We start from the raw sequence: 21,065 nt of genomic DNA on the forward strand, positions 1-21,065 counted from the left end.
CCTCAAATTGATGAATCCCGCTTAACGAACATCGTGTACAAACACAATCTAAACGGGTGATGACTGTGCCCCATTAATAGTTCATAAAGCCTTTTAACAGCATTGAAACCCATTTCGTACTTTTGAACCCTCAGGGTAGAAAGCGATTCTGCTTCAGCTTGAGGGATGTCATCAAAACCTACCACGCTAATTTCTTCCGGTATCCTATATTTCCACTCTCTCAACTTGCGCAGTACTTTTATAGCAATGATATCGTTGGAGCAGAGTATTACTTCTGGTTTCCTGTCCCTTAGAATTTTTCTCAATACTGGTTCTACCTCTTCATTCAAATCATCATATTCGTAACAAATGGGTAGCAAAGAATGTTTTTGCATGGCAGCAATGTATCCAGTATATCGGTCTTTAAATCCATAGTATTTGAGTGGCCCATGTAAGTGGATAATGTTCTTTATTCCTTTGTTGATGAATCTCTCGGTTACGCGAAAAATACCATCATAGCCATCACTCAAGATACAGTCAATTCCCAACCCATCTATGTAATGGTCGACGAGAACGATTTTTCCCATTTTTTCCAATGGTTTGATTTGTTCTTCGCTTGCATCACTTCCGATTATTAGGTAGCCGTCAAAATTTTTCTGTGGTATTCTTTCTAACATAACAACAGTTGTATTAAAGCGGAAGAACTCTTCATTATCATTTATTGAACTGAGCACAACATCGTAAAAAACACCAACTTCGCTCGCTAACAAATTTGCGATCCTCTGGCTTATTACAACTGCCACGTGGAATAATCTTTTGCTGGCGAGTGCACGTGCAGAAATCTGCGGTTTATAACCAAGTTTTCTCATTGCTTGCCATACTTTAAGACGTGTTTTTTCCGAAACATATCCACTATTATTTAGCACTCTTGAAACTGTGGCTGTCGAAACTCTTGCCATTTTAGCCACTTCTTCGATAGTTGCCATCTTATCACCTCGTTGTGTAATCCTTTTCATATTTATTATACATTTCACAGATATTATTTCAATTAACGTAATATATAACAAAACAGAGCAATCTTAAGCCAGAACAAGAATGGGTTTTATAATAAGCTTTATATAGAATATATTTAGACTTGCCGGGTTTTTTACCCGCTTTAGTGAATGGAATATTTATATGTAATCGTTTCCATAAAAACCTCAAAAATTATACAATGCAATAACGAAAGGCCGTCAGAGAGTCATAGTGGTTGATTTTTATCTAATTGGTTTTTGCTGCGTATTCGAAGTATGAATTTGACCGAGCACAATAGCAATAATCCAATAAGAGTTCCAAAAATTGCACCTGATATATCTATCATGACATCGTTTATTGAAGACCCACGCTGAAAAAATTGCTGGCTATATTCATCAAAAGAAGCAACTAAGGAAGGTAATGATATGCCTATCAAAAGAGCAGATAGAAGTTTTCTGGTATAAAGAAAACCGAATTCAAAAGAAATAATACCCAGAAAAAAATAAAGTCCAAAGTGAGCACTTTTCCTAACAAACTCAATAGTTGTGGCTCTATATTTACCAAACCAGAGAATAGTGAAAAATTTTCTCAATTTAATAAACAATTCTGTGTCTGAAAAATCAAAAGTTCTGTCCAATTTCTTCAATATGTTGTAAGCAAAATTTGCCTGTCTTGCCGATTCATCTGGAAACCTTGTGGAAAAATAGAATATCAATCCAATCCACAAAGTGAACGCCACGAAAAAAATTATCGATAGCCATTTTCTCAAGCTCTCACTTCCATTACTGCTTGGTTAGGGCATTCTCTAAAGCTTTAAGTAAAGCCTTGGTGCTTACAGTGGCACCAGTCACGGCATCTATTCTTAGAGATTGGTTTTTCAAAACTCTACTGATTACTTCATCGTTTAACTGCTTGTACGCATTCATGTCTATGAACCCAGATTTCTTATTGAGAATCTCTATGTTCTTTATTTCCCCGCCGGATACAATTACCCTAACCATGTACTGCCATCGTCCACTTGCATACTGCCCAAGATATTCTCCATCTTTGATCTGGGATAAATCTATATCTTTGATCTCTATTTTCTTGATCTGGTTCATACCCCTGTTGAAAATTAACACGAACAAGGTAGCTGAGATCAAAACACAGACTATCACCATTATAACAATTTTGAAAAAACGCCTCATGACGAATCACCTCACAGAGTATGGTTTCTCACAAAATAGCTGACCAGAACTGTTAAAAGAGCTATCAATAGGACTGTGCAAAAGGTCTTTGACAAAACCTTTCTTTCCTCCTTGCATAGACTTTTTGAAAATGAAATGTATACTCTTTCGTTATTGTCAATTGTACGAGAAAAGCAACGATAATCAACAAGGCAGGTAAAGAAGCGAGAAAACTATTTTCCACAAGACAGGTATTTGAAAAAACGGCGGCTGTGCCGCCGCTCGTTCTTTCTCAAATTATTCCCTTATCGCCAATATTTGTGCACATACTCCCTCATTCTCAAGCACACTGTTGTCTGATGTTCCGCCGACAATAATTGTGTACATACCCGGTTCTACAATCCATTCATGAACAGTTTCATCAAAATAAGCTAAGTCCCTACTGTCAATTACAAATGTTATCTGTTCGGATTCTCCGGGGTTTAGTAACTTTGTTTTTGCAAACCCTTTGAGCTCTTTGTAAGGTCTTGCAATCGAACTGTCATTTGCTCTCACATAGAGTTGAACTACTTCCTTACCAGCCATTTCACCAATATTTCTTACTGATACTGTGACCGTTATTTTCTCATTTTTGTTTGAAATATTGAATATCTTATTGCTCAATAATATTGATTCGTAGCTGAACTTTGTATAGGAAAGCCCATAACCAAATGGATACTTGACTTTTTCTGGATGTAAATCATAATAACGATATCCAACATATATATCTTCACTATAGGTCATTTCAACAGTATCTGTTTTTGGCATAGTCCCATACGTTGGTGCATACTCGTATTTCACCGGCCAGCTGTCAACCAGTTTTCCTGATGGGTTAGTCTTTCCAACTAATATATCTGTTACAGCAGTAGCCCCATAGGTTCCAGGAAGTCCGATATAAAGAATTGCATCCACATAATCATCCCAGTCATCGACTTCGATTGGCAAAGCAACATTCAACAGAACTACAACCTTTTTTCCTAAGTCGTGATATGCTTCAGAAACATTTCGAATCATACCAAACTCTTCCTCTGTTAATTTCATGCTTTCGGGTGTGTTATCTGCTCCTTCTGTTCCAGGTCTGCCAATCAATATAAGAGCAACATCGGAATTTTCAGCTGCATAGATAGCATCTTTCTTACTCATTTTCTCACCGAGGTAATCTCCATTTTCTGTTTTTTGAAGAACATTTAATCCGCCAGATGTCAAAGCTTCAACAAGGGTGACAACTTCCTCAAAATCTACAACAACAGCCGCGCTGCCTCCTCCTTCAAAGTACATTCCTTTTATAGGACTTCCCCACCCTGATGGCAATTCTGATTTGTAGGCTAATTGACCTATTAAAGCAACTGTGTTTACATCTTTCAAAGGTAACGTATAGTCATTTTTGAGGAGAACAATGCCTTCCAATGCCGCTTCTTTTGACAGTGCAGCATGCTTGTTCGCTAAGGAAGGATCGAGTTTCTGTCGGGCTGCGAATACAGATTTATCGTATATCTGTTTTTTGAAAGTATCGGTTTTGATTACAATCTTCAAAATAGCTGCTATAGCTCTATCAAGATCTTTTTGCGAAATTATTCCTTGATTTATGGCTTCTTTCAAACTATCCGGTCCTGGGAGCCGTGTTTCACCACCCGGTGTGTTCAAATCAAAACCATATTTGTAGGCAACGGGATTGTGGTAAGCACCCCAATCTGACATGAGTAGGCCTTTGAATCCGAAAACATCTTTCAGCATTTTGTTGAGGTATTCATTCTCTGTACACCAGGTCCCGTTGACCTTGTTGTATGCGCCCATGGCAGCCCAGGGATCTGCTTCTTCAATAGCTATCTCATAACCACGCAGGTATATTTCTCTGAGAGCTCTTTCAGAGATTATTTCATTGATATTCATTCTGTTGTTTTCCGCATTGTTGGCGGCGTAATGCTTCATTGTGGCTCCAACACCGTTTTCTTGTAGTCCTTTTATCCATGCGGCGGCTATCTTGCCTGTAACGTGTGGATCTTCTGAGTAATATTCAAAAACACGGCCACCCAGTGGGTCTCTATGAATGTTCATGCCTGGCCCAAGCATAATATCAATGCCGTAGTATTTTGCCTCACTGGCAATAGCCGCACCTATTTTTTCAACAATTTCTTCATTCCAGGTTGAAGCAAGCATCATAGGATTTGGCCACGCAGTTGCTTCATGGCCGCCGCTTCCCAACATTCCCAAACGAAGCCCGGCAGGTCCATCAGCAAGTTCCATGCTTGTTATACCAAGTCTTGGTATTGCATAAGTATTACCTGCTGCCCCAAGTTGAGAAGTTGCAGCGCCCCAAACCATGCGGACTTTTTCATCAAGCGTCATTTCCAAGATGACTTTCTCAATCACGTAATCAATGTTAGCATTTGGTTTCAACACATCTGTCAATAAGATCAAGTTGGGGTTTTCTCTGTACTCAAATGTTGCAACATAGCTATCCGGTGATCCATCATCTTTTACTGCTATTGCTTTAATCACATTTAATTTTCCTCTTTCAAGAATTATAGGATCTGTATATTTATTGCTATGGCGTGTTGGTTCGCTTCCATCAGTGGTGTAATATATTGTTGCTCCTGGCGTGGTAGTTGAAAGGACTATTTTTTCAGGAAGTTGTTTCCATTCTCCAGCACCAGGAGAAACCTTTGGTGCCATAACTCGTATCAAATAATTATAAGTAACAACATCGCTTGGTTCCATTCCATTTTTGACCGCAGCTACCTTCAAAGTCATAGAAGTATTGATGTTTATGTACCACCTTAAAGTTCGGCGTGTACTGGAAGTTAATGGATCAGTTCCGTCTGTTGTGTAATATACAACTGCACCGGGCGTTTCAACATTCACAAAAGCAAATTGAGGAAAATCATATGTCCCGCTCTCAACCGAGACTATTGGCGTTGACACCTTTTCAGCACTGAATGAAACAGTAGCTATGAACACCAATAAGAAAATCCAGACTTTTTTTCCCCACAATCAACACCTCCTGGCTATTTAATAGAGATTTAGTAAATTTTCACCTCCTTCTGTAAAGGTTGTCCCCAACGCAGGGCACTTAAATAATGTTTTGATTATTTATCTTTCTGAAAAAGATTTATTTCTAACGTAGATTAAATTAAAGTTTACATAAAAAAGCAAATATAAATATGCTCGGAAACAAATTGTTTTGAAATATATATCGTGGGATTACCTTAATATAATTTCTTTTCGAACATTTTTGTATATTTTCTAAGAATATCTACGTTTTTTAATCTTTCCCCGGTTATCGGTATTTATCTGTAACAAGATTTCAGTGTGTAATCCGGATCAATCAGGTTTTTCCTGTTCAATTTGTGAAAATTGAAGAAACAGGGAGAAATCTGGAGCTAAATGGAGAACACTCGCATATTTTGCACTTTGAAATCAGATTTTGTGGAAGATGAGACTGTAAAAGAAGTAAACTCCAGTTGCTTTTATATGTTAAATCTGCTTTAGTATATCCAGGAAAATCTTTTTTAGAAAGATATTTTACAGCTGAGATATGTCAGGGGAGTGTCTATATGTCGAGTTCAAAAAAGATCGATCCCAGGAGTATGAAAAGACTTAATAAACAGTTGATTTTACGGCATTTGATTGAGCGTGGACCTCGCAGTCGAATAGAATTGGTAGCAATGACTGGACTGGCTAATAGTGCTATTTGGAGAATAACTGAAGAACTGATTCAGGAGGGATTGATTGAACAAAAAGGGTATTTTATGAGAACCAATACAAAGAGGGCATCCGTTTATGGTCCAACGAAGGCTTTTGCAACTTCTTTGATAATAGATGTTCAGGTTTTACAGACAACGGTTGCCCTTGGTTTTCTGGATGGAAGTTGGGAGATAATAAGCAGTTTTCCAACAAATGGTTTTGAAGAGTTTCTGAATAATATTGATTCAATAATGAATTCAAAACTTTTTGATGAGAGGCTGAGAAAGGGAAAAACAAGAATGGTTTTTTCGCTCCCGGGCATCGTTGATGGCAAAAATTGCACATTGCTGTACGCCCCAAATCTGAAATGGCACAACGTAGATTTCCGAGAGCATTTTGCCAGATATGGCTTTGAGATCCTGATTGATAACGATTCTAATTTATCTCTACTTGGTGAATCATTTTTTGCGAAAGATATTAAGAATTCTAACAACGCTTTCTTTTTTTATCTCGGTGAAGGTGTTGGAGGAGCTTTATTGATAAATTCAAATATTGTTAAGGGCAGTAATTTTGCAGCTGGCGAGATTGGTCATTCTATTTTAATGGTGAAAAATACAATTTTTGAAGTTGAAGAACTGCTTTCAATTTCAAAACTGGTAAGTATGTTTGAGCAAACAACCGGTGAGAACTTAGAAGGAAGCTTAAAGGAAAGATTTGATGCAATTGTGAGATTTTGGCTCGCTGGAGATAAAACAACACACCAGCTTATAGATGATTTTCTGAAAAATCTTGTTATAACGATCAGAAATATTGGATATTTCATGAATCCCGAAATAATTGTATTTGGGGGAGCAGTTAGCAATCTTTGGGAAACCTTTGGTTCTTTTATTGAAAAAGAGCTTCTGCAAATAGATATTTATGGATTTTTAAGGAACATAAAATTTAGAGACACAATTTTCAAGAGTGTTTCGCCATCTCTTCCAGGTTGCAATATTACAGCGATAAACAAAATTCTGGAGGATATGAATAATGCTTAACTTTTTAAAAGGGGAGGTGTTTGTATGTTTCGTAAGATGTCTTTGCTTGTAGTAATGCTTTTAGCAGTTGCAGTTTTCGCGGCAAAAATTGAGATTTTCAGCTGGTGGACAGCTGGTGGGGAAGCAGAAGGGTTGCAGGAGCTGTTCAACATTTTTAGCAAAGCAAATCCGGGTGTAGAGATCATCAACGCAACGGTTGCTGGGGGTGCTGGTGCTCAAGCTAAAGCCGTTCTCAAAACAAGAATGCTTGGAGGAGATCCACCAGATACCTTCCAGGTACATGCTGGACACGAACTTATTGACACGTGGGTGAAAACAGGATTCATGGAACCTATTACCTTCCTCTACAAGCAGGAAGGCTGGGACAAAGCAATGCCAAAAGGCATTCTTGATATTGTTTCTTACAACGGCGAGTTGTGGTCAGTCCCTGTCAATATTCACAGAGCAAATGTACTGTGGTACAACAAAGCAATTTTCGACAAATACGGTTTGAAACCACCAACAACTTTCGAAGAATTCTTCCAGGTTGCGGACGTTCTCAAATCTCACGGAGTCATACCATTTGCACTTGGAACAAAAGATGGATGGGAAGCAGCTCATGCTTTTGAGACAGTTTTGATAGGTAAACTCGGTGCAGAAGGCTACAAAGGTTTGTGGACAGGAGAGACGAAATGGTCTGATCCGCGAGTTACTGATGCGCTTGAAACCTTTGCAAAAATGCTAACCTATGTGAACCCAGACCATTCTGCCAGAACCTGGGACGAAGCCTGTGCGTTAATTGCCGAAGGAAAAGCTGCAATGAATATAATGGGTGACTGGGCAGTTGGATATTTTTATGCAAAGAACTTCAAAGATTTTGGCTGGACTCTGGCACCTGGCAATGCAGGAATTTTTGATGCTCTGTCTGACAGCTTTGGCTTGCCTAAGGGTGCAAAAAATAGAGATACTGTGATAGCTTTCCTCAAAGTTCTTGGGTCAAAAGAGGGTCAGGTGGCGTTCAATCTTAAAAAAGGATCCATACCGGCAAGAACAGATGTTGACAAAAGTTTATTCCCTGAGTATCAGAGATCCGCTATGGATGATTGGCTAAAACATGAAATTGTTCCAAGTGTTATGCACGGAGCGGCAGCTTCGGAAGGATGGGTAACTGAATTCAAAGATGTTATATCTCTGTTTGTCGCCCGCCCAGATGTAAAGGTAACGCAAAAAGCTCTGATAAATATTGCTATTTCGCAAGGTGTTGCACAGTAAAAACGGGGAGGCTCTCCTCCCCGCTTCTTAAAGCGGAGGTATTCACTATGAAAAAAGATAAACTTATATCCATACTTTTTGTTCTTCCTTCTCTTGTTCTTGTTGGGATTTTTGTTTACATTTTTATAGGATGGACTTCATGGGTATCTCTTGTAAACTGGAGAGATATTTTCCCTGATTTCACTTTTGTTGGATTGCAGAACTACGGCCGATTGTTTCAAAATTTTCGATTCGTCACGTCGCTTAAAAACACAGCGGTTTTCACTGTTTTATTTCTTGTTTCGAGTATTTTTATTGGGTTATTGTTAGCCATTTTACTGGACAGAAAAGTGCGATTTGAAGGGGTTTTTAGAACAATTTATTTATTTCCAATGGCTATTTCTTTTGTAGTAACAGGCGTGGTGTGGAGGTGGATACTTAATCCTGGACCCGGTGGAGAAAGTGTAGGATTGAATTTGCTGTTTGAGAAGATTAGGATTATCTTTTTTGAAAAGTGGATGGTATACTGATCCAAATATAGGAATTAAAGCAGTTGTTATAGCGGCAACCTGGCAGATGTCGGGTTATGTTATGGCTATGTATTTAGCAGGAATAAGGGGAATACCGTCAGAATTGTACGAGGCTGCACAACTTGATGGTGCAAACACTTTCCAACTTTACAGACATATTGTTATACCTCTTTTAAGACCTATAACTCTGGGTGCTGTTATCATACTTGGCCATATTTCTTTGAAAATTTTTGATCTGGTTTTTGCAATGACTGGTAGTGGCATTGGTTTTTCTTGCGATGTTCCCGCACTTTTTATGTATGATACTACTTTTAGAGGAAATTACTTTTCTCAGGGTGCTTCTGTTGCTGTGATCCTCCTGCTATCAGTTGCAGTACTGGTTGTGCCATATTTAATATACAGTATGAGAACGGAGGTAAGAAGATGAAATTACCGAGAATTCTCTTATATGCTGTTCTGATACTATTTGCGCTTTTCTACTTAATGCCTGTTTATGTTCTTTTTACCACAAGTATGAAAAGCTTCCAAGAAGTTAGCCTGAAAGATATGTGGAACCTTCCGAAATCTCTAAGCTTTCAAAGTTTTGCCCGAGCATGGAAAGGTGATCCATCGCGCGGATTGAGAGGACTTTCTGTGAATTTTATGAACAGTATTTACTTGGTTGTGCCTGCAACATTAATATCCGCTCTGCTTGGTTCGATGAATGGTTATGTGCTCACTAAATGGAAATTTAAAGGGTCAAATTTAATTTTCGCACTGATTTTGTTTGGTATGTTTATACCATATCAGAGTATCCTTATACCTCTTGTCCAATTTCTACAAAAAACAAAACTTTATGGATCAATACCCGGGTTGATATTTGTTCATTGTGTTTACGGTCTCCCGATAACAACGCTGATTTTCAGAAATTACTATTCTACAATTCCATCAGACATAGTAGAGGCAGCAAAAATTGACGGAGCTGGCTTTGCAAAGATATATGCAAAAATAATTGTTCCGGTTTCTATGCCAGCATTTGCAGTGGTCATGATCTGGCAATTTACATCCATCTGGAATGATTTTCTTTTCGGATTAATTGTCACGCCGAACCCATCTGTGCAACCAATAACCGTGGCTTTAAATAATCTCGCCGGAAGTTATTTCGTTGAATGGAATATACAAATGGCTGGCGCCTTGATAACTGCGCTGCCGACATTGCTTGTATACATTTTTCTCGGTCGCTTTTTCATGCGCGGTTTACTTGCAGGTAGTTTAGCTGGAACATAAAGCGGGTGCGATCTTACCCGCTTCGTTTCAGCAACCCTTTTTTCTTCGCGTATTTTTCTACGTAATTGAAGACAACTATGCCTGCCGGCAAAAGTATAACACCGAGAAACAACAATGGTTTTATCTCCTGAAACAGTTGATTGCTGTTTGCACCATTTAGTATGGCGGCTCTCATGCCCCTGAGTGCATAAGTGGCAGGTGATAAAGCAGCAACTTTTTGCATCCATTCGGGTAGAACATCTATTTCGTAATAAACACCAGAAAACATAAGCAGAAGTGCTTGAAAAATGTGAACCACCTGAACGCCTTTTTCAGGGGAAATCAGTGGCAATACAGCACCAGCAACCCCGAGTCCTATAAACGAAATCGAGGCTGTTGCTAAAACAAGACCGGCGCTGGCAAAATTTGCTTCACTCAGATTCAGTTTGAACAGTAAAGAGACAAATACCAAGATTAGTCCACTTCTTAAAACACCATACATAACGCTGAAAAAACATACACTCAAAAGATGTGTTATTCGCTTTACAGGAGCCATGAAAGTGTATTCTATGGTATCTTCCCATCTTTCCCATGCAACTGTTTCAGCGACTATTTCAAACAGTACAGAAAGATATCCCCATAGAATTGATCCAATAAGCATATACATGATTAAATAATTTACATCAACCGTTGCTCCAAAACTAACCGCACCTTTGCCAATAAACCCCATCGTGACTGTATTAGCTATTGTGTAAGCAAAAAAAACTATCTCCCACTTCCAATACCTTTTTATCAGGTTGAAATTACGCTCTATAAAAGCTAAAGCAGCTCTCAATTCGTGAACAATGAACTCCATCAGACCACCTCCAGATCTATCTGTTCAAAATTTTCTCCGGTGTATTCGAAGAATACAGTCTCAAGTGACGCGTTTGGATACTTCTTTCTAAGGTTTTCCACGAGCTTTTTTGGTTCGCCTATGACAACCAGTTTTCCCTTATGGATGATCATTATTCTGTGACATAATTTGTACGCCTCATCCATATCATGCGTAGAAAGAAGTATGGTGCTTCCTTCTGTGCTTGCCTTGTGGACAAGTTCCTGAACCTCACGTTTGGCTCTTGGATCAAGCCCGGTTGTTGGTTCATCCAGAAGCAGCAAGCTCGGTTTGGTTAAAAACGCTCGAGCAATAGAAACCTTCTGTTGCATCCCGCGGGAAAAATCCTCTATAGGATCTTTCAACCTCGAATGATTGAATCCTATTGAAGCCATCAATTCGTGTATCTTTTTTAAAGCATATTTTTTGGAAAGTCCATAAATTCCTGCCGAAAAGAAGAGGTTTTCATATGCGGACAATTTTTTGAAAAAACTTGCTTCCACCGATACACGATGAATCAGTTTTCTAACCTTTTCTGGTTCCTTATTCACGTCGTGCCCGAAAACTTTTATACTACCTTCATCGGGAATAAGAAGCGTTGCTATCATTCTTATGAGGGTTGATTTTCCTGACCCATTTGGTCCAAGTATTCCAAATATCTCTCCTTTTTGCACGTCAAAAGACATGTTTTCGATTGCTTTCACGACTTCGCCTTTTTTTCTCTTGAAAAATTTACTGACATTTTTGACAGATACTGCTAACATGGGCTCACCTCTCTTACAATAAAAAAGGGGTTGTGCACCTTGCACAACCCCTTGTATTTTGACAAGTTTATTTTTAGGAATCTTCCAGGGCTTTTGCAAGGTGTTTTAACATTATGAACTCGAAACGATACATTGTTTTTCTCACCTTGCATGCCCCCTTTCCTGAGATCCAAAAATCGCTATGTGCTATTCTACAATACTTTCAGGAAAAATGCAAGTACTGTTTTTCAGGGCAACACGCAATTTTTTACACTTGCTTGACGATTATAATTTCGTGTATTATATTCAATGGTAATTTTCTTAAACAATCAGGGAGGCTTTCGATGAAAAAAAATAGTCTTCGTATTTTTGCTTGTCACTGTACAGATTTTTGCTATTGATATGGATCGTTCTTTGGAGATCTACAGAACTCTGGTTGATAATTACGCTGAAGGAAATTATTCGGATGAGTTTTTGTCGTTCGTGAACAGAGAGATCAAAAACCTGTCACTTTATAGATATTGCAGACTGTTGATTGCTGGAAGTATTGATAAACGTGAAGCGACTCCGGATGTTGGGGATTATCTGGGCGTGATGTATGATCATGTTCAGGCAGACGATGAAGATCAAAAGCTTGCTTATGCGCTTTTTCTTTCATATCTTGTTTCACAAATGGAAAAGAGTAATTTGAGCGTGGATGTTATAATGAAGAACAACGCTTTTATTAAATTTTTTAGCTCTTACAGAGATATCCTTAGCAAGGAGGCAAGAACATTTTTCACATGGATAATATGTTACAAATTGGGTTTAACAGACACAGCTCCTCCTGTGGAGACTGCCAGGATAACATCTATAGATAGTGTAACCTATTCATTTCAACCACCCGAAGATTTACCGCACATAAAAGATCTGAGTCGTTTTTACTATTCGGATCCATCTGTTGTGCAATCTGTTGAAGATGCTGTCAAAAGAATATTGGATAACTTCTCGAAAGATCCGAGTCGCCTGTCAGCTTATATAAATAGAGAAGCTGCTTTCCTTGCAAGAGACATATCCAAACCAGTAACTACTTTTCAAGCTGAAGTTGCACAAAATGCGGTTTTGACGACGCCAAAAAATGTAAATCTCTGGTGGATTCGATATATTGTTTATATTGTATTTATCGTAGTGGCCTTGAGATATAGAAAGCTTTTTACTGCAGCTCTTTCATTTATTGCCTCAGTAGAAACGATCTACCTGTTGTTGTTTTTTGATTTTCTTTCCTCCTCTGATTCACTCATTTATGGTATTCTGGCGGTTTTTGGCTTCGTACTGGCTTTTATTTTGTCGCTGAGAACTGCGTTCAGAAAGAAAAGATTTTTAGACCTGTCCATTGCTACTGCAATAATTCTTTTTATCTTTATCCCATTTGTACCGGAAAGTAAGGAGCTTTCCATGGAAAACTATGATCTTAGAAATTCCGTTTATTACAGTTTGTTAAAGAAAGATCTTTTTCAAGACGAATTATCCAAAATCTCGTATTTTGTTCGTGATCTGTCGTCTGTTTTGTATGTCAGCATGGATGAAACCAAGACTGTTCTCAACGATGTAGCTGATGTTTTGCAGAAAGCCAGAAACCTCGAAGCTATAGATGAGATATCTGTGAATGAAAGCCTTTATCTATTATTTTCTAATAAAATTGCCTTCTACAATTCTGATAATTTCATGCAAAGAACGAAGCTGTTTTCTGGTTTGGCACAAGATCTTGGAACTTATGTTGCAGACGAGAAAAGTCGAAAATCTGAATTCGAGTCTGCGTACAGAGATTTCTCGACGCACGTGAAAAGGATTATGACTTATTCTGCCGATTATTTGAGAAAAGATTTTGCCGATTATATAGAACAACTCTTTTCGATGAAATATCCAATACTCTCAAATATAGCACCAAAGCTTTCTTTACATGATTACATTAGCACCGAAGTCAAGAAACCAAGTATACCTTTGAGCAGAGAAAAAACAGCTCTTTCGATTGCTCTGGCTGCGATGTTTGTATTTTTTATGACTAAGATATCTGGAGCGAAAGTCAGTTTCTTTCCATCACTTATTCTGGCTATTTTTTCAATAGTAAAATGGTTTTCTGCCAGAAGCATGGAGGTGTTTGTCGAACAGGGTCTACCAACACTTGTGTTGAAGGAATCAGGCTGGTTTAATCCTGGTATATTTTTTATCGCAGTTCTTATTTTTGGTGTTAACCTGTTCAAACTTTTCAGAAAGGGGGCGGATGTTTTATGAAAAAACTACTGGTGTTATCGTTGTTGATGGGGCTTGTAGTCTTCGCAATGGCATTCAAGGTTATCATGGTTACGGACGTAGGTGGCCTCGGCGACAAATCTTTTAACGATGGAACATGGGAAGGTGCTTTAATAGCAGCGAAAGAGATAGGAGCAGAGGCTCAGGTTATTCAGTCGTACGAACAGGCAGATTATATTCCAAACCTTACTAAAGCGGCTCAGCAAGGTGATGTTGTCTTCGCGGTTGGGTTTATGATGACTGATGCACTTTTCAAGGTTGCAAAGCAATTCCCGGAGACGTATTTCGTCGGAATTGATATTACTCCACCCGAGGGACAGGATTTACCAAATGTTGTTTGTTACATCTTCAAAGAAGAGCAAGCGGGGTTTTATGCTGGTTACATTGCTGCGGCCATGACATCAACCGGCAAGATTGGCTTTGTTGGAGGTATCCCAATACCGCCAGTTGAAAGGTTTAGATATGGATTCGAAGCTGGAGCAAAAACTTATTCAACACTTCATAAGAAAAAAGTGGATGTTCTGAAAGGTTACACGAATGATTTTGAAGATCCTAAAAAAGGAAAGGATCTCACACTTGCACAGTATGCTCAGGGAGCCGACATAGTTTTTCTTGCAGCTGGTGCCTGCGGCAATGGTGGCATAGAAGCAGCGAAAGAGAAAATGACAGCACTTGTAGGATCTGACAAACTTGTAGATATAATTGATTACTATGCAAAGAATAAAAAAGGATATTTTGCAATAGGTGTGGATGTTGACCAGGATTACATGGCACCAGGCGTCGTTCTATGCAGCGCCACAAAAGGAATATCCTCTGCCGCTTATTATGGTGTCAAAGCTGCCTGGGAAGGAACTTTTGAGGGAGGTTTAAAAGTTCTTGGTGTTAAAGAAAATGGTGCTGGTGTTAGCCCGATGAAATACACCAAAGGTATGGTTGCAAATTCTGTGATCGCTGAACTTGAATATCTAACAAAGCTTATCAAAGATGGAAAGATAATCATTCCAGATACGGAGGATGCTTTGAAAGCTTTTCAGGTTCCTGAGATAACATTTCCATTTTGATACTTAAAGGGGGCAAGATTGCCCCCTTTGAGCTTTTGGAGGTTAGATTGTGGAAAAAGCTGTTGAAATGATAGAGATTGTCAAGCAATTTCCTGGTGTTCTTGCCAATGATCATGTGAATCTCACTGTAATGAAGGGTGAGATTCATGCAATTGTCGGGGAGAATGGTGCAGGAAAAACAACCCTGATGAACCAGCTGTATGGTTTACTGAGGCCAGATTCCGGACAGATAAAAATCTTCGGGAAAACAGTTTCTTTTAAAGGACCTCGAGATGCAATAGCAATAGGAATAGGAATGGTTCATCAACATTTTATGCTTGTCAACAATTTAACAGTTGCTGAAAATGTGGTGCTTGGTTCTGAAACCACACGTGGTATACTGTTCGACTTAAAGAGAGCGCAAAAGGAAGTTGATCAACTATCACGTTCTTATGGTTTGATAGTTGACCCAACTGCAAAGATAGAAGATCTTCCTGTAGGAATGCAACAGAGGGTAGAAATAATCAAGACACTTTACCGTGGAGCAGAAATCCTGATACTTGATGAACCCACAGCTGTTCTTACTCCCCAAGAAACTGAGGAACTTTTTAATATATTGAGAAGGCTTCGAGAAAATGGGAAAACCATTGTTTTTATTTCACATAAATTGAATGAAGTAATGGAAATAAGCGATAGAATAACTGTAATGAGGCAAGGGCGGGTAACAGGAGTTCTAAACAAAAACGAAACAAATGCAAGGGAAATAGCCCGTTTGATGGTTGGTAGGGATATAGTTTTCACTGTTCAAAAGCCGCCAGCGAAACCATCAGATGTCGTGCTTAGGGTCGAAAATCTCTGGGTAAAGGATTACAGAAAACTTGATGCTGTCAAGGGCATTAGTTTCGAAGTTAGAGGCGGAGAAATTTATGGGATAGCAGGCGTGGCGGGGAATGGCCAGACAGAGCTTGTAGAAGCACTAACTGGTTTGAGAAAACCAGAAAGAGGGAGAATTTTTCTTCTTGGCGAAGATGTTACAGGAAAAACAGTAAAGGACCTCAGAGAAAGTGGCATGGCTCATATTCCAGAGGACAGGCACAGGTATGGATTGGTACTTCAATATCCTGCCTATTACAATATGATACTTGGCAGACATTACAAGCCTCCTTTTGCAAAAAGTGATTTTCTGAACCTTAAAGAAATACAGAGTTTTTCAAGAAGAGTTTTCTCGCAATTCGATATCAGACCAAACAATATAAAAATGGCCGGTATGAACTTTTCTGGTGGGAATCAACAAAAATTGGTAGTAGCCAGAGAAATGAGCGCTAAGCCTAAAATTATAGTAGTTTCACAACCAACACGCGGACTGGATGTGGGTGCGATAGAATTTATCCACAAAGCGCTTGTAGAGTTGAGAGATACAGGAGTCGCAATATTGCTTATTTCGATGGAACTCGATGAAATTATGTCCCTCAGTGATAGAATAGCGGTCATGTACGCTGGTCAGATAATGGGTGAAGTGCGTCCCGAAGAAGTAACTATTGAAGAAATTGGATTGATGATGGCAGGACACAAATTTGAAGAAATCAGGAGGTAAGAAAATTGAACAGTAAAGTTTGGGCTTTCATCGTACCAGCGGTTTCAGTGTTAATAGCGCTATTGATATCATCTGTCATCATAATGTTAATAGGTCAAAATCCGATAACTGCATATGCTGCCCTTTTCAAAGGAGCATTTGGATCAAAACTGGCAATAGCTTCAACAATTGTTAAAACTACTCCGTTAATTTTGACTGGGTTGGCAGTTGGATTTGGATTCAGGGCAGGCTTGTTCAACATAGGAGCGGAAGGTCAAATGATTGTAGGAGCGATGATAGCAACAGCATTTGCAATAAATATAAGCTGGATGCCGGCAGTCTTTGCAATTCCATTGACAATGATAGTTGGTATGCTTGCAGGAGCAGGATATGCTGCAATAGCTGGCATTTTGAAAGCAAAGACAGGCGCTCATGAGGTTGTGACGACAATCATGCTAAATTGGATAGCTGAATATTTGTCAACTTATGTTGTCACTGTACCGATGGGTGTTGGACTGGGAACACCCAAAAGCCCGGAAATAGCCAACTCAGCCAAATTACCTCCAATTATGACTGTTCAGGCTACAGAATTGACTTCTGGAATAATTGTGGCTGTCTTGGCAGCAATAGTTATGTATATAGTACTTGAGAAGACAACAAAAGGATATGAATTGAAAGCTACCGGTTTCAATATCTATGCTGCCGAGTATGGAGGAATAAGCATATCACGGAATATCGTGCTTGCCATGGCAATTAGTGGAGCTCTATCTGGTTTGGCTGGAACACTTGAAGTTATGGGGGTTCATCACAGATTTCTTGGTACCCTGTCTGGTGGGAAGGGATTTGATGGTATCTCGATCGCACTTATTGGGCAAAATAATCCTATTGGTATCGTCTTTGCAGCACTTCTTATGGGATCGTTAAGAACAGGATCAAATGAGATGCAGTTTGTCGGGGTACCCAAGCACATCATTCTCATTGTGCAGGCCATAGTTATATTTCTTGTAGCTGCTGATAGAATTGTCAGAACGATTCTTATTAGAAAAAAGAAGGTGATGTCACAGTGAGGATCTTTCAAGCACTCGTTGATATATTTGCTAATCCAGCATTTTATAAACTTACTTTGACAGCTGCAACGCCATTTATTTTTGCATCGCTTGGTGGGGTTTTCAGCGAAATAACAGGTGTTGTTAATATAGCTTTAGAGGGCATTATGCTTATGGGAGCATTTGTATCTGTGGTTTTTACTTATCTTACGGGTAATGCTTGGCTAGGAGTGTTATTTGCGGTGATTGTTGGATTGGGTATGGCCTGGCTACATGCCTGGGCAAGCATTAAATGGAGAGGCAATCAAATCGTTTCCGGTACGGCTTTAATACTTCTGGCTCAAGGCGTAACTGGTTTTCTTATGGAACCAATTTTCGGTAGGCCAGGCCAAACAGATATAGTTGGTAAAATCCAGGAACTTCGCATACCGTTGTTTATGAAAAATGATTTTCTGGCCCGATCGATCGGAGAGCTCAGTCCCATGATATATATGGCTTTTGGTTGCGTTGCCCTGGCATGGTTTTTGATATATAAAACTAAATTAGGATTGAGAATGAGGGCAGTTGGAGAAAATCCCGAAGCGGCTGATACGCTTGGAGTAAATGTTTATCTGATAAGGTACTTTGGTGTGCTTATGAGCGGTGTTATGGCAGCCCTTGGTGGGGCATTTTTAAGTGTGGGAGAAGTAGGTAATTTCAGAGAATTAATGACCGGCGGAAGAGGATTCATAGCACTTGCCGCTATGATTCTTGGCAACTGGAATCCTATTGGAGCAATGTGGGCAAGTTTGTTGTTTGGTTTTTCTGAAGCATTTGCCAATCAGCTTCAAAGTAGCCCGTTACTTCATGTTGCTTCCTCAACTAAACCATTGTTTAATATGTTTCCTTTCATTGTGACACTGATAGTTATTGCTGGATTTATAGGTAGAACACGTTCTCCAGCAGCAGATGGGGTACCTTATGAAAAGTGAGGTGTTTTTGTGAGGACAATTTTGGTAATTTTGATGATTTCTATACCATCTTTTCTCTTTGCAACCTCCTGGATAATTGGTGGAGGAATGGTATTTGGGGATTTGAGTGGATGGAATTTATCAACAGGACTTGTAGATAATTCGTATTCAGTTGAAGCTGGGCTGAATTTCGACATAGGTAAAACAATAGAAGGTTCTTCTGTTAATCTTTACAATTTCGAATTTCTCGCTAAAATACCGCTTTACAGGATAGATGGTTTTCAGTTAGGACCATCTGTGGCTCTGAAGTATGGAAATTATCCGATTGATCAATCTTCCACAGATACAACAATAAAATCTGGCTTTTCGGCAGGTTTTTATGGATCATATCGTCTGGAAAATTTACTTTTTGACTTTGGATTTCTCTATCCTGTGATTGATGAATTTGATTTTGTTCATTCTCTATATGCATCCGTTAAATTTTTCGTCAACCCTCCGGAAAAAGGATTCATAGATCAATTGTTTATTGGGTGTGACTTCCTCATGGGGAGAATTCGCATCATGGTTGGTTTGATTGAACCTTTTTAATAATTTCAAATTTGATTTCATCACCGTCTTTTAATTCGTCTACGAATGATGCTGGCTTTCCATTGAGAAAAATCTTATAATCTTTGAATTCATCAATATTCAGCTGAATTTCAGCCAGAGCATCTGCCACTATTGGTTGCCAGTATATCTGTTCTATTTGCATGCCGTCTTGTAATTCTTTATCGCGGCTTGTATATTCACCGTTCACTTTTACAGCATCGTTTTTTGGTTTCAACTTAATTGTTTTGCCGTTGAAAATTATCTCGAAAATCTTATCTTGCTTATGAAGAATATCGTCAATCTTTACTTTGCGGCCTTCGAAAATATATCGTTGCTCTTTATCGTTTTCTACAAAATTAACGAGATTCAGAACCATTTTCTTAACAGATCTCGTCTCATTGTTTAAAGTGTAACTCACATAGCCTATTTTTTCTTCCACGATTTTTCTTATTTCATCAATATTTATATCTTTTACAACGATTTTGTCACCGTCGAGAATTTGATAATTTAGATCTTCCATTAATTTTCCATTGACGAGGACTTGGGGATAAATTTTCATAAAATCTTTCCCGTTTATTTCTATGTTGATTTCCTTGACAAAGTCCAGAATTTTTGGCGTATATACCTCTTCTTCAGGTTTAGCAAGTATTTCTATTTCATCCCCATTTCTAACTGTCTGGTGAAATGCCGCTTCTGAACCGTTCAGGATAATTTTTTTGCCTCCGATAATTTTTCCCGGAATCACTCTGGTTTCGCCATTCAGTTCGAACACCAGAGCTGGTAAAGGTTTGCCCAGCAATTCAGAAAGCTTGAATCCTTTCTGTGTTAATATCTGTAAAATTGTCTGAGTTTGCCCCAGCTTTAGCAGTCTGACTTTCTCACCGTTTATTTTGACAACATCATATATACTTCCTGAAGCGCTGACACTGCTGTAGGCGATACCCGCTAAGGTTACGTACTCACTCCCGATAAAGTTATCTTTTGTGCTTTTGACGCAATTTAAATTCTCAACAGTTTTTAATGTAATGTACTCCTCAGGTAAATTCAACGCTTCTGATAGTTTTTTGCGAAAAACGCTGAGTTTTGCTCCCCCACCCACGAGAAATACCACGCTTGGTTTTCCGAGATTTAATTTTTCAATTCGCTCTGCGATACTTTTTGAAATCGTTTCAACCACAGGGTTTACAACGTCGAGAATTGATGACCTATCGATAGAAATTTTTCTACCTGTTACATCAACGGCTTCTATTGTTTCCTGCTTATCAATTCTACGTTTAACCTGTTCTGTTGTAAGGAAGTCAAGCAAATAATGTTGAGCGATGGCTTCCGTTATCTCATCTCCTGCCATGGGCACCATATCGTATCCAACAATTGTGCCCGCTTTAGAAATAGCTATATCACTTGTTCCAGCACCAACGTCTATCAGGGCTATGTTGAGGAGTCTGATATCTTCCGGGACAGATATCTGCAATGCTGCCATGGGTTCTAAGGTCAAAAATGAAGGTTTCAATCCTGCCTTGTGTAAAGCTGATATCATGGCATCTACAACCTGAACAGGTAGAAGTGCTACAACTGCCCGAACATAAAGCTTCCTTCCTTTATGCCCAGCCGGGTTTTTTATCCAAAAATCATCAAGACGATATTCCATTACAGAATATCCTACGCAATGGAGTTCTGTTCCGGTTTCGTCGCTTACTGGAGCTTTTGCTACTGCACCAGATTCAAGTTGTCTGATAATTTCTTCGTCTATTGTTTTGTTTGGAATTTCTATTTCATTTTCAACAACTACTGTTTTTAAAAATCTTCCCGCAACTGCAACCGCGACTTCTTTGAGTTCAATTTCATTCCTTCTCTCTAAACGATCTCTGACAATTTCTATAGTTTTTGCAACATTTTTTATGTCATGTATTTGACCATCAAGCATGCTTCGGGTCGAATGTTCTACCACATCAAAATCAACAACATTCAAAATATCGTCTTGAAAATATCCTATTAGCCCGGCTACTTTCCTGGTTCCAACATCCAGGGCAAATATCAA

At 39.0% G+C, this 21,065-nt stretch carries 18 protein-coding genes; 11 read left to right on the top strand and 7 right to left on the bottom strand.

Going from position 1 to position 21,065, the window contains the following annotated elements; all coding sequences use genetic code 11:
* Window positions 1–2 precede the first annotated feature (2 nt).
* The 4 genes from TLET_RS05290 to TLET_RS05305 form a co-directional block, all read right to left on the bottom strand.
* On the bottom strand, window positions 3–965 hold the full coding sequence (locus TLET_RS05290; RefSeq protein ID WP_012003080.1) for a LacI family DNA-binding transcriptional regulator: 963 nt from the start codon (window positions 963–965) through the stop codon (window positions 3–5).
* Window positions 966–1,219: 254 nt separating this feature from the next.
* Complete coding sequence (locus TLET_RS05295; protein ID WP_012003081.1) at window positions 1,220–1,762, bottom strand: VanZ family protein; 543 nt, start codon at window positions 1,760–1,762, stop codon at window positions 1,220–1,222.
* Between the two features lie 13 nt (window positions 1,763–1,775).
* On the bottom strand, window positions 1,776–2,180 hold the full coding sequence (locus TLET_RS05300; RefSeq protein ID WP_012003082.1) for an FMN-binding protein: 405 nt from the start codon (window positions 2,178–2,180) through the stop codon (window positions 1,776–1,778).
* Window positions 2,181–2,456: 276 nt separating this feature from the next.
* The gene (locus TLET_RS05305; protein ID WP_012003083.1) at window positions 2,457–5,189 is read right to left on the bottom strand and encodes a glycoside hydrolase family 3 C-terminal domain-containing protein; all 2,733 of its coding nucleotides are present in this window, start codon (window positions 5,187–5,189) and stop codon (window positions 2,457–2,459) included.
* A gap of 563 nt (window positions 5,190–5,752) precedes the next feature.
* Between TLET_RS05305 and TLET_RS05310 the strand changes: the two genes are divergently transcribed.
* From TLET_RS05310 to TLET_RS05325, 5 genes are read left to right on the top strand one after another with little or no spacing between them, the layout of a single operon-like run.
* A complete protein-coding gene (locus TLET_RS05310) occupies window positions 5,753–6,919 on the top strand; it encodes an ROK family transcriptional regulator (protein WP_012003084.1) in 1,167 nt (388 codons plus the stop codon).
* A 24-nt stretch (window positions 6,920–6,943) separates the two neighbouring features.
* Complete coding sequence (locus tag TLET_RS05315; protein ID WP_012003085.1) at window positions 6,944–8,170, top strand: ABC transporter substrate-binding protein; 1,227 nt, start codon at window positions 6,944–6,946, stop codon at window positions 8,168–8,170.
* A gap of 47 nt (window positions 8,171–8,217) precedes the next feature.
* Complete coding sequence (locus TLET_RS11020) at window positions 8,218–8,679, top strand: carbohydrate ABC transporter permease (RefSeq protein ID WP_228368991.1); 462 nt, start codon at window positions 8,218–8,220, stop codon at window positions 8,677–8,679.
* Entirely contained in the window at window positions 8,657–9,106 is a 450-nt protein-coding gene (locus tag TLET_RS11025) for a carbohydrate ABC transporter permease (protein ID WP_228368992.1), read from the top strand. Before TLET_RS11020 ends, TLET_RS11025 begins: the two co-directional genes overlap by 23 nt.
* Window positions 9,103–9,945, top strand: coding sequence for a carbohydrate ABC transporter permease (locus TLET_RS05325; protein WP_012003086.1), 843 nt, complete (start codon window positions 9,103–9,105; stop codon window positions 9,943–9,945). The genes TLET_RS11025 and TLET_RS05325 overlap by 4 nt, the downstream gene beginning before the upstream one ends.
* A 13-nt stretch (window positions 9,946–9,958) precedes the next feature.
* Here TLET_RS05325 and TLET_RS05330 read toward each other — a convergent pair whose 3' ends face one another.
* Window positions 9,959–10,780 carry an ABC transporter permease gene (locus TLET_RS05330; protein ID WP_012003087.1) on the bottom strand — a complete coding sequence of 274 codons (822 nt, stop codon included), beginning with the start codon at window positions 10,778–10,780 and terminating at the stop codon, window positions 9,959–9,961.
* On the bottom strand, window positions 10,780–11,562 hold the full coding sequence (locus tag TLET_RS05335; RefSeq protein WP_012003088.1) for an ABC transporter ATP-binding protein: 783 nt from the start codon (window positions 11,560–11,562) through the stop codon (window positions 10,780–10,782). Before TLET_RS05335 ends, TLET_RS05330 begins: the two co-directional genes overlap by 1 nt.
* Window positions 11,563–11,943: 381 nt before the next feature.
* Here TLET_RS05335 and TLET_RS05340 point away from each other — a divergent pair, with 381 nt between their 5' ends.
* The 6 genes from TLET_RS05340 to TLET_RS05365 are packed head-to-tail and all read left to right on the top strand — an operon-like array spanning window position 11,944 to window position 19,027.
* Window positions 11,944–13,812 carry a hypothetical protein gene (locus TLET_RS05340; RefSeq protein ID WP_012003089.1) on the top strand — a complete coding sequence of 623 codons (1,869 nt, stop codon included), beginning with the start codon at window positions 11,944–11,946 and terminating at the stop codon, window positions 13,810–13,812.
* Window positions 13,809–14,891, top strand: coding sequence for a BMP family lipoprotein (locus TLET_RS05345; protein WP_012003090.1), 1,083 nt, complete (start codon window positions 13,809–13,811; stop codon window positions 14,889–14,891). The genes TLET_RS05340 and TLET_RS05345 overlap by 4 nt, the downstream gene beginning before the upstream one ends.
* Before the next feature lie 49 nt (window positions 14,892–14,940).
* Entirely contained in the window at window positions 14,941–16,464 is a 1,524-nt protein-coding gene (locus TLET_RS05350; protein ID WP_012003091.1) for an ABC transporter ATP-binding protein, read from the top strand.
* Window positions 16,465–16,469: 5 nt separating this feature from the next.
* Window positions 16,470–17,510, top strand: coding sequence for an ABC transporter permease (locus tag TLET_RS05355; protein WP_012003092.1), 1,041 nt, complete (start codon window positions 16,470–16,472; stop codon window positions 17,508–17,510).
* On the top strand, window positions 17,507–18,460 hold the full coding sequence (locus TLET_RS05360; RefSeq protein WP_012003093.1) for an ABC transporter permease: 954 nt from the start codon (window positions 17,507–17,509) through the stop codon (window positions 18,458–18,460). The genes TLET_RS05355 and TLET_RS05360 overlap by 4 nt, the downstream gene beginning before the upstream one ends.
* A gap of 9 nt (window positions 18,461–18,469) precedes the next feature.
* A complete protein-coding gene (locus TLET_RS05365; protein ID WP_012003094.1) occupies window positions 18,470–19,027 on the top strand; it encodes a hypothetical protein in 558 nt (185 codons plus the stop codon).
* Here the strand turns inward: TLET_RS05365 and TLET_RS05370 are convergent.
* On the bottom strand, window positions 18,999–21,065 hold the full coding sequence (locus TLET_RS05370) for a cell division protein FtsA (protein ID WP_012003095.1): 2,067 nt from the start codon (window positions 21,063–21,065) through the stop codon (window positions 18,999–19,001). The two genes, TLET_RS05365 and TLET_RS05370, sit on opposite strands and share 29 nt — an antisense overlap.

Source organism: Pseudothermotoga lettingae TMO (assembly GCF_000017865.1).
Taxonomy (GTDB): domain Bacteria; phylum Thermotogota; class Thermotogae; order Thermotogales; family DSM-5069; genus Pseudothermotoga_B; species Pseudothermotoga_B elfii.

Coding starts and splice junctions, on each gene's coding strand:
- TLET_RS05330 (WP_012003087.1), bottom strand. CDS start 10,780: ATGGAGTTCATTGTTCACGAATTGAGAGCTGCTTTAGCTTTTATAGAG.
- TLET_RS05310 (WP_012003084.1), top strand. CDS start 5,753: ATGTCGAGTTCAAAAAAGATCGATCCCAGGAGTATGAAAAGACTTAAT.
- TLET_RS11020 (WP_228368991.1), top strand. CDS start 8,218: ATGAAAAAAGATAAACTTATATCCATACTTTTTGTTCTTCCTTCTCTT.
- TLET_RS05325 (WP_012003086.1), top strand. CDS start 9,103: ATGAAATTACCGAGAATTCTCTTATATGCTGTTCTGATACTATTTGCG.
- TLET_RS05290 (WP_012003080.1), bottom strand. CDS start 965: ATGGCAACTATCGAAGAAGTGGCTAAAATGGCAAGAGTTTCGACAGCC.
- TLET_RS05335 (WP_012003088.1), bottom strand. CDS start 11,562: ATGTTAGCAGTATCTGTCAAAAATGTCAGTAAATTTTTCAAGAGAAAA.
- TLET_RS05300 (WP_012003082.1), bottom strand. CDS start 2,180: ATGAGGCGTTTTTTCAAAATTGTTATAATGGTGATAGTCTGTGTTTTG.
- TLET_RS05315 (WP_012003085.1), top strand. CDS start 6,944: ATGTTTCGTAAGATGTCTTTGCTTGTAGTAATGCTTTTAGCAGTTGCA.
- TLET_RS05345 (WP_012003090.1), top strand. CDS start 13,809: ATGAAAAAACTACTGGTGTTATCGTTGTTGATGGGGCTTGTAGTCTTC.
- TLET_RS05340 (WP_012003089.1), top strand. CDS start 11,944: ATGGATCGTTCTTTGGAGATCTACAGAACTCTGGTTGATAATTACGCT.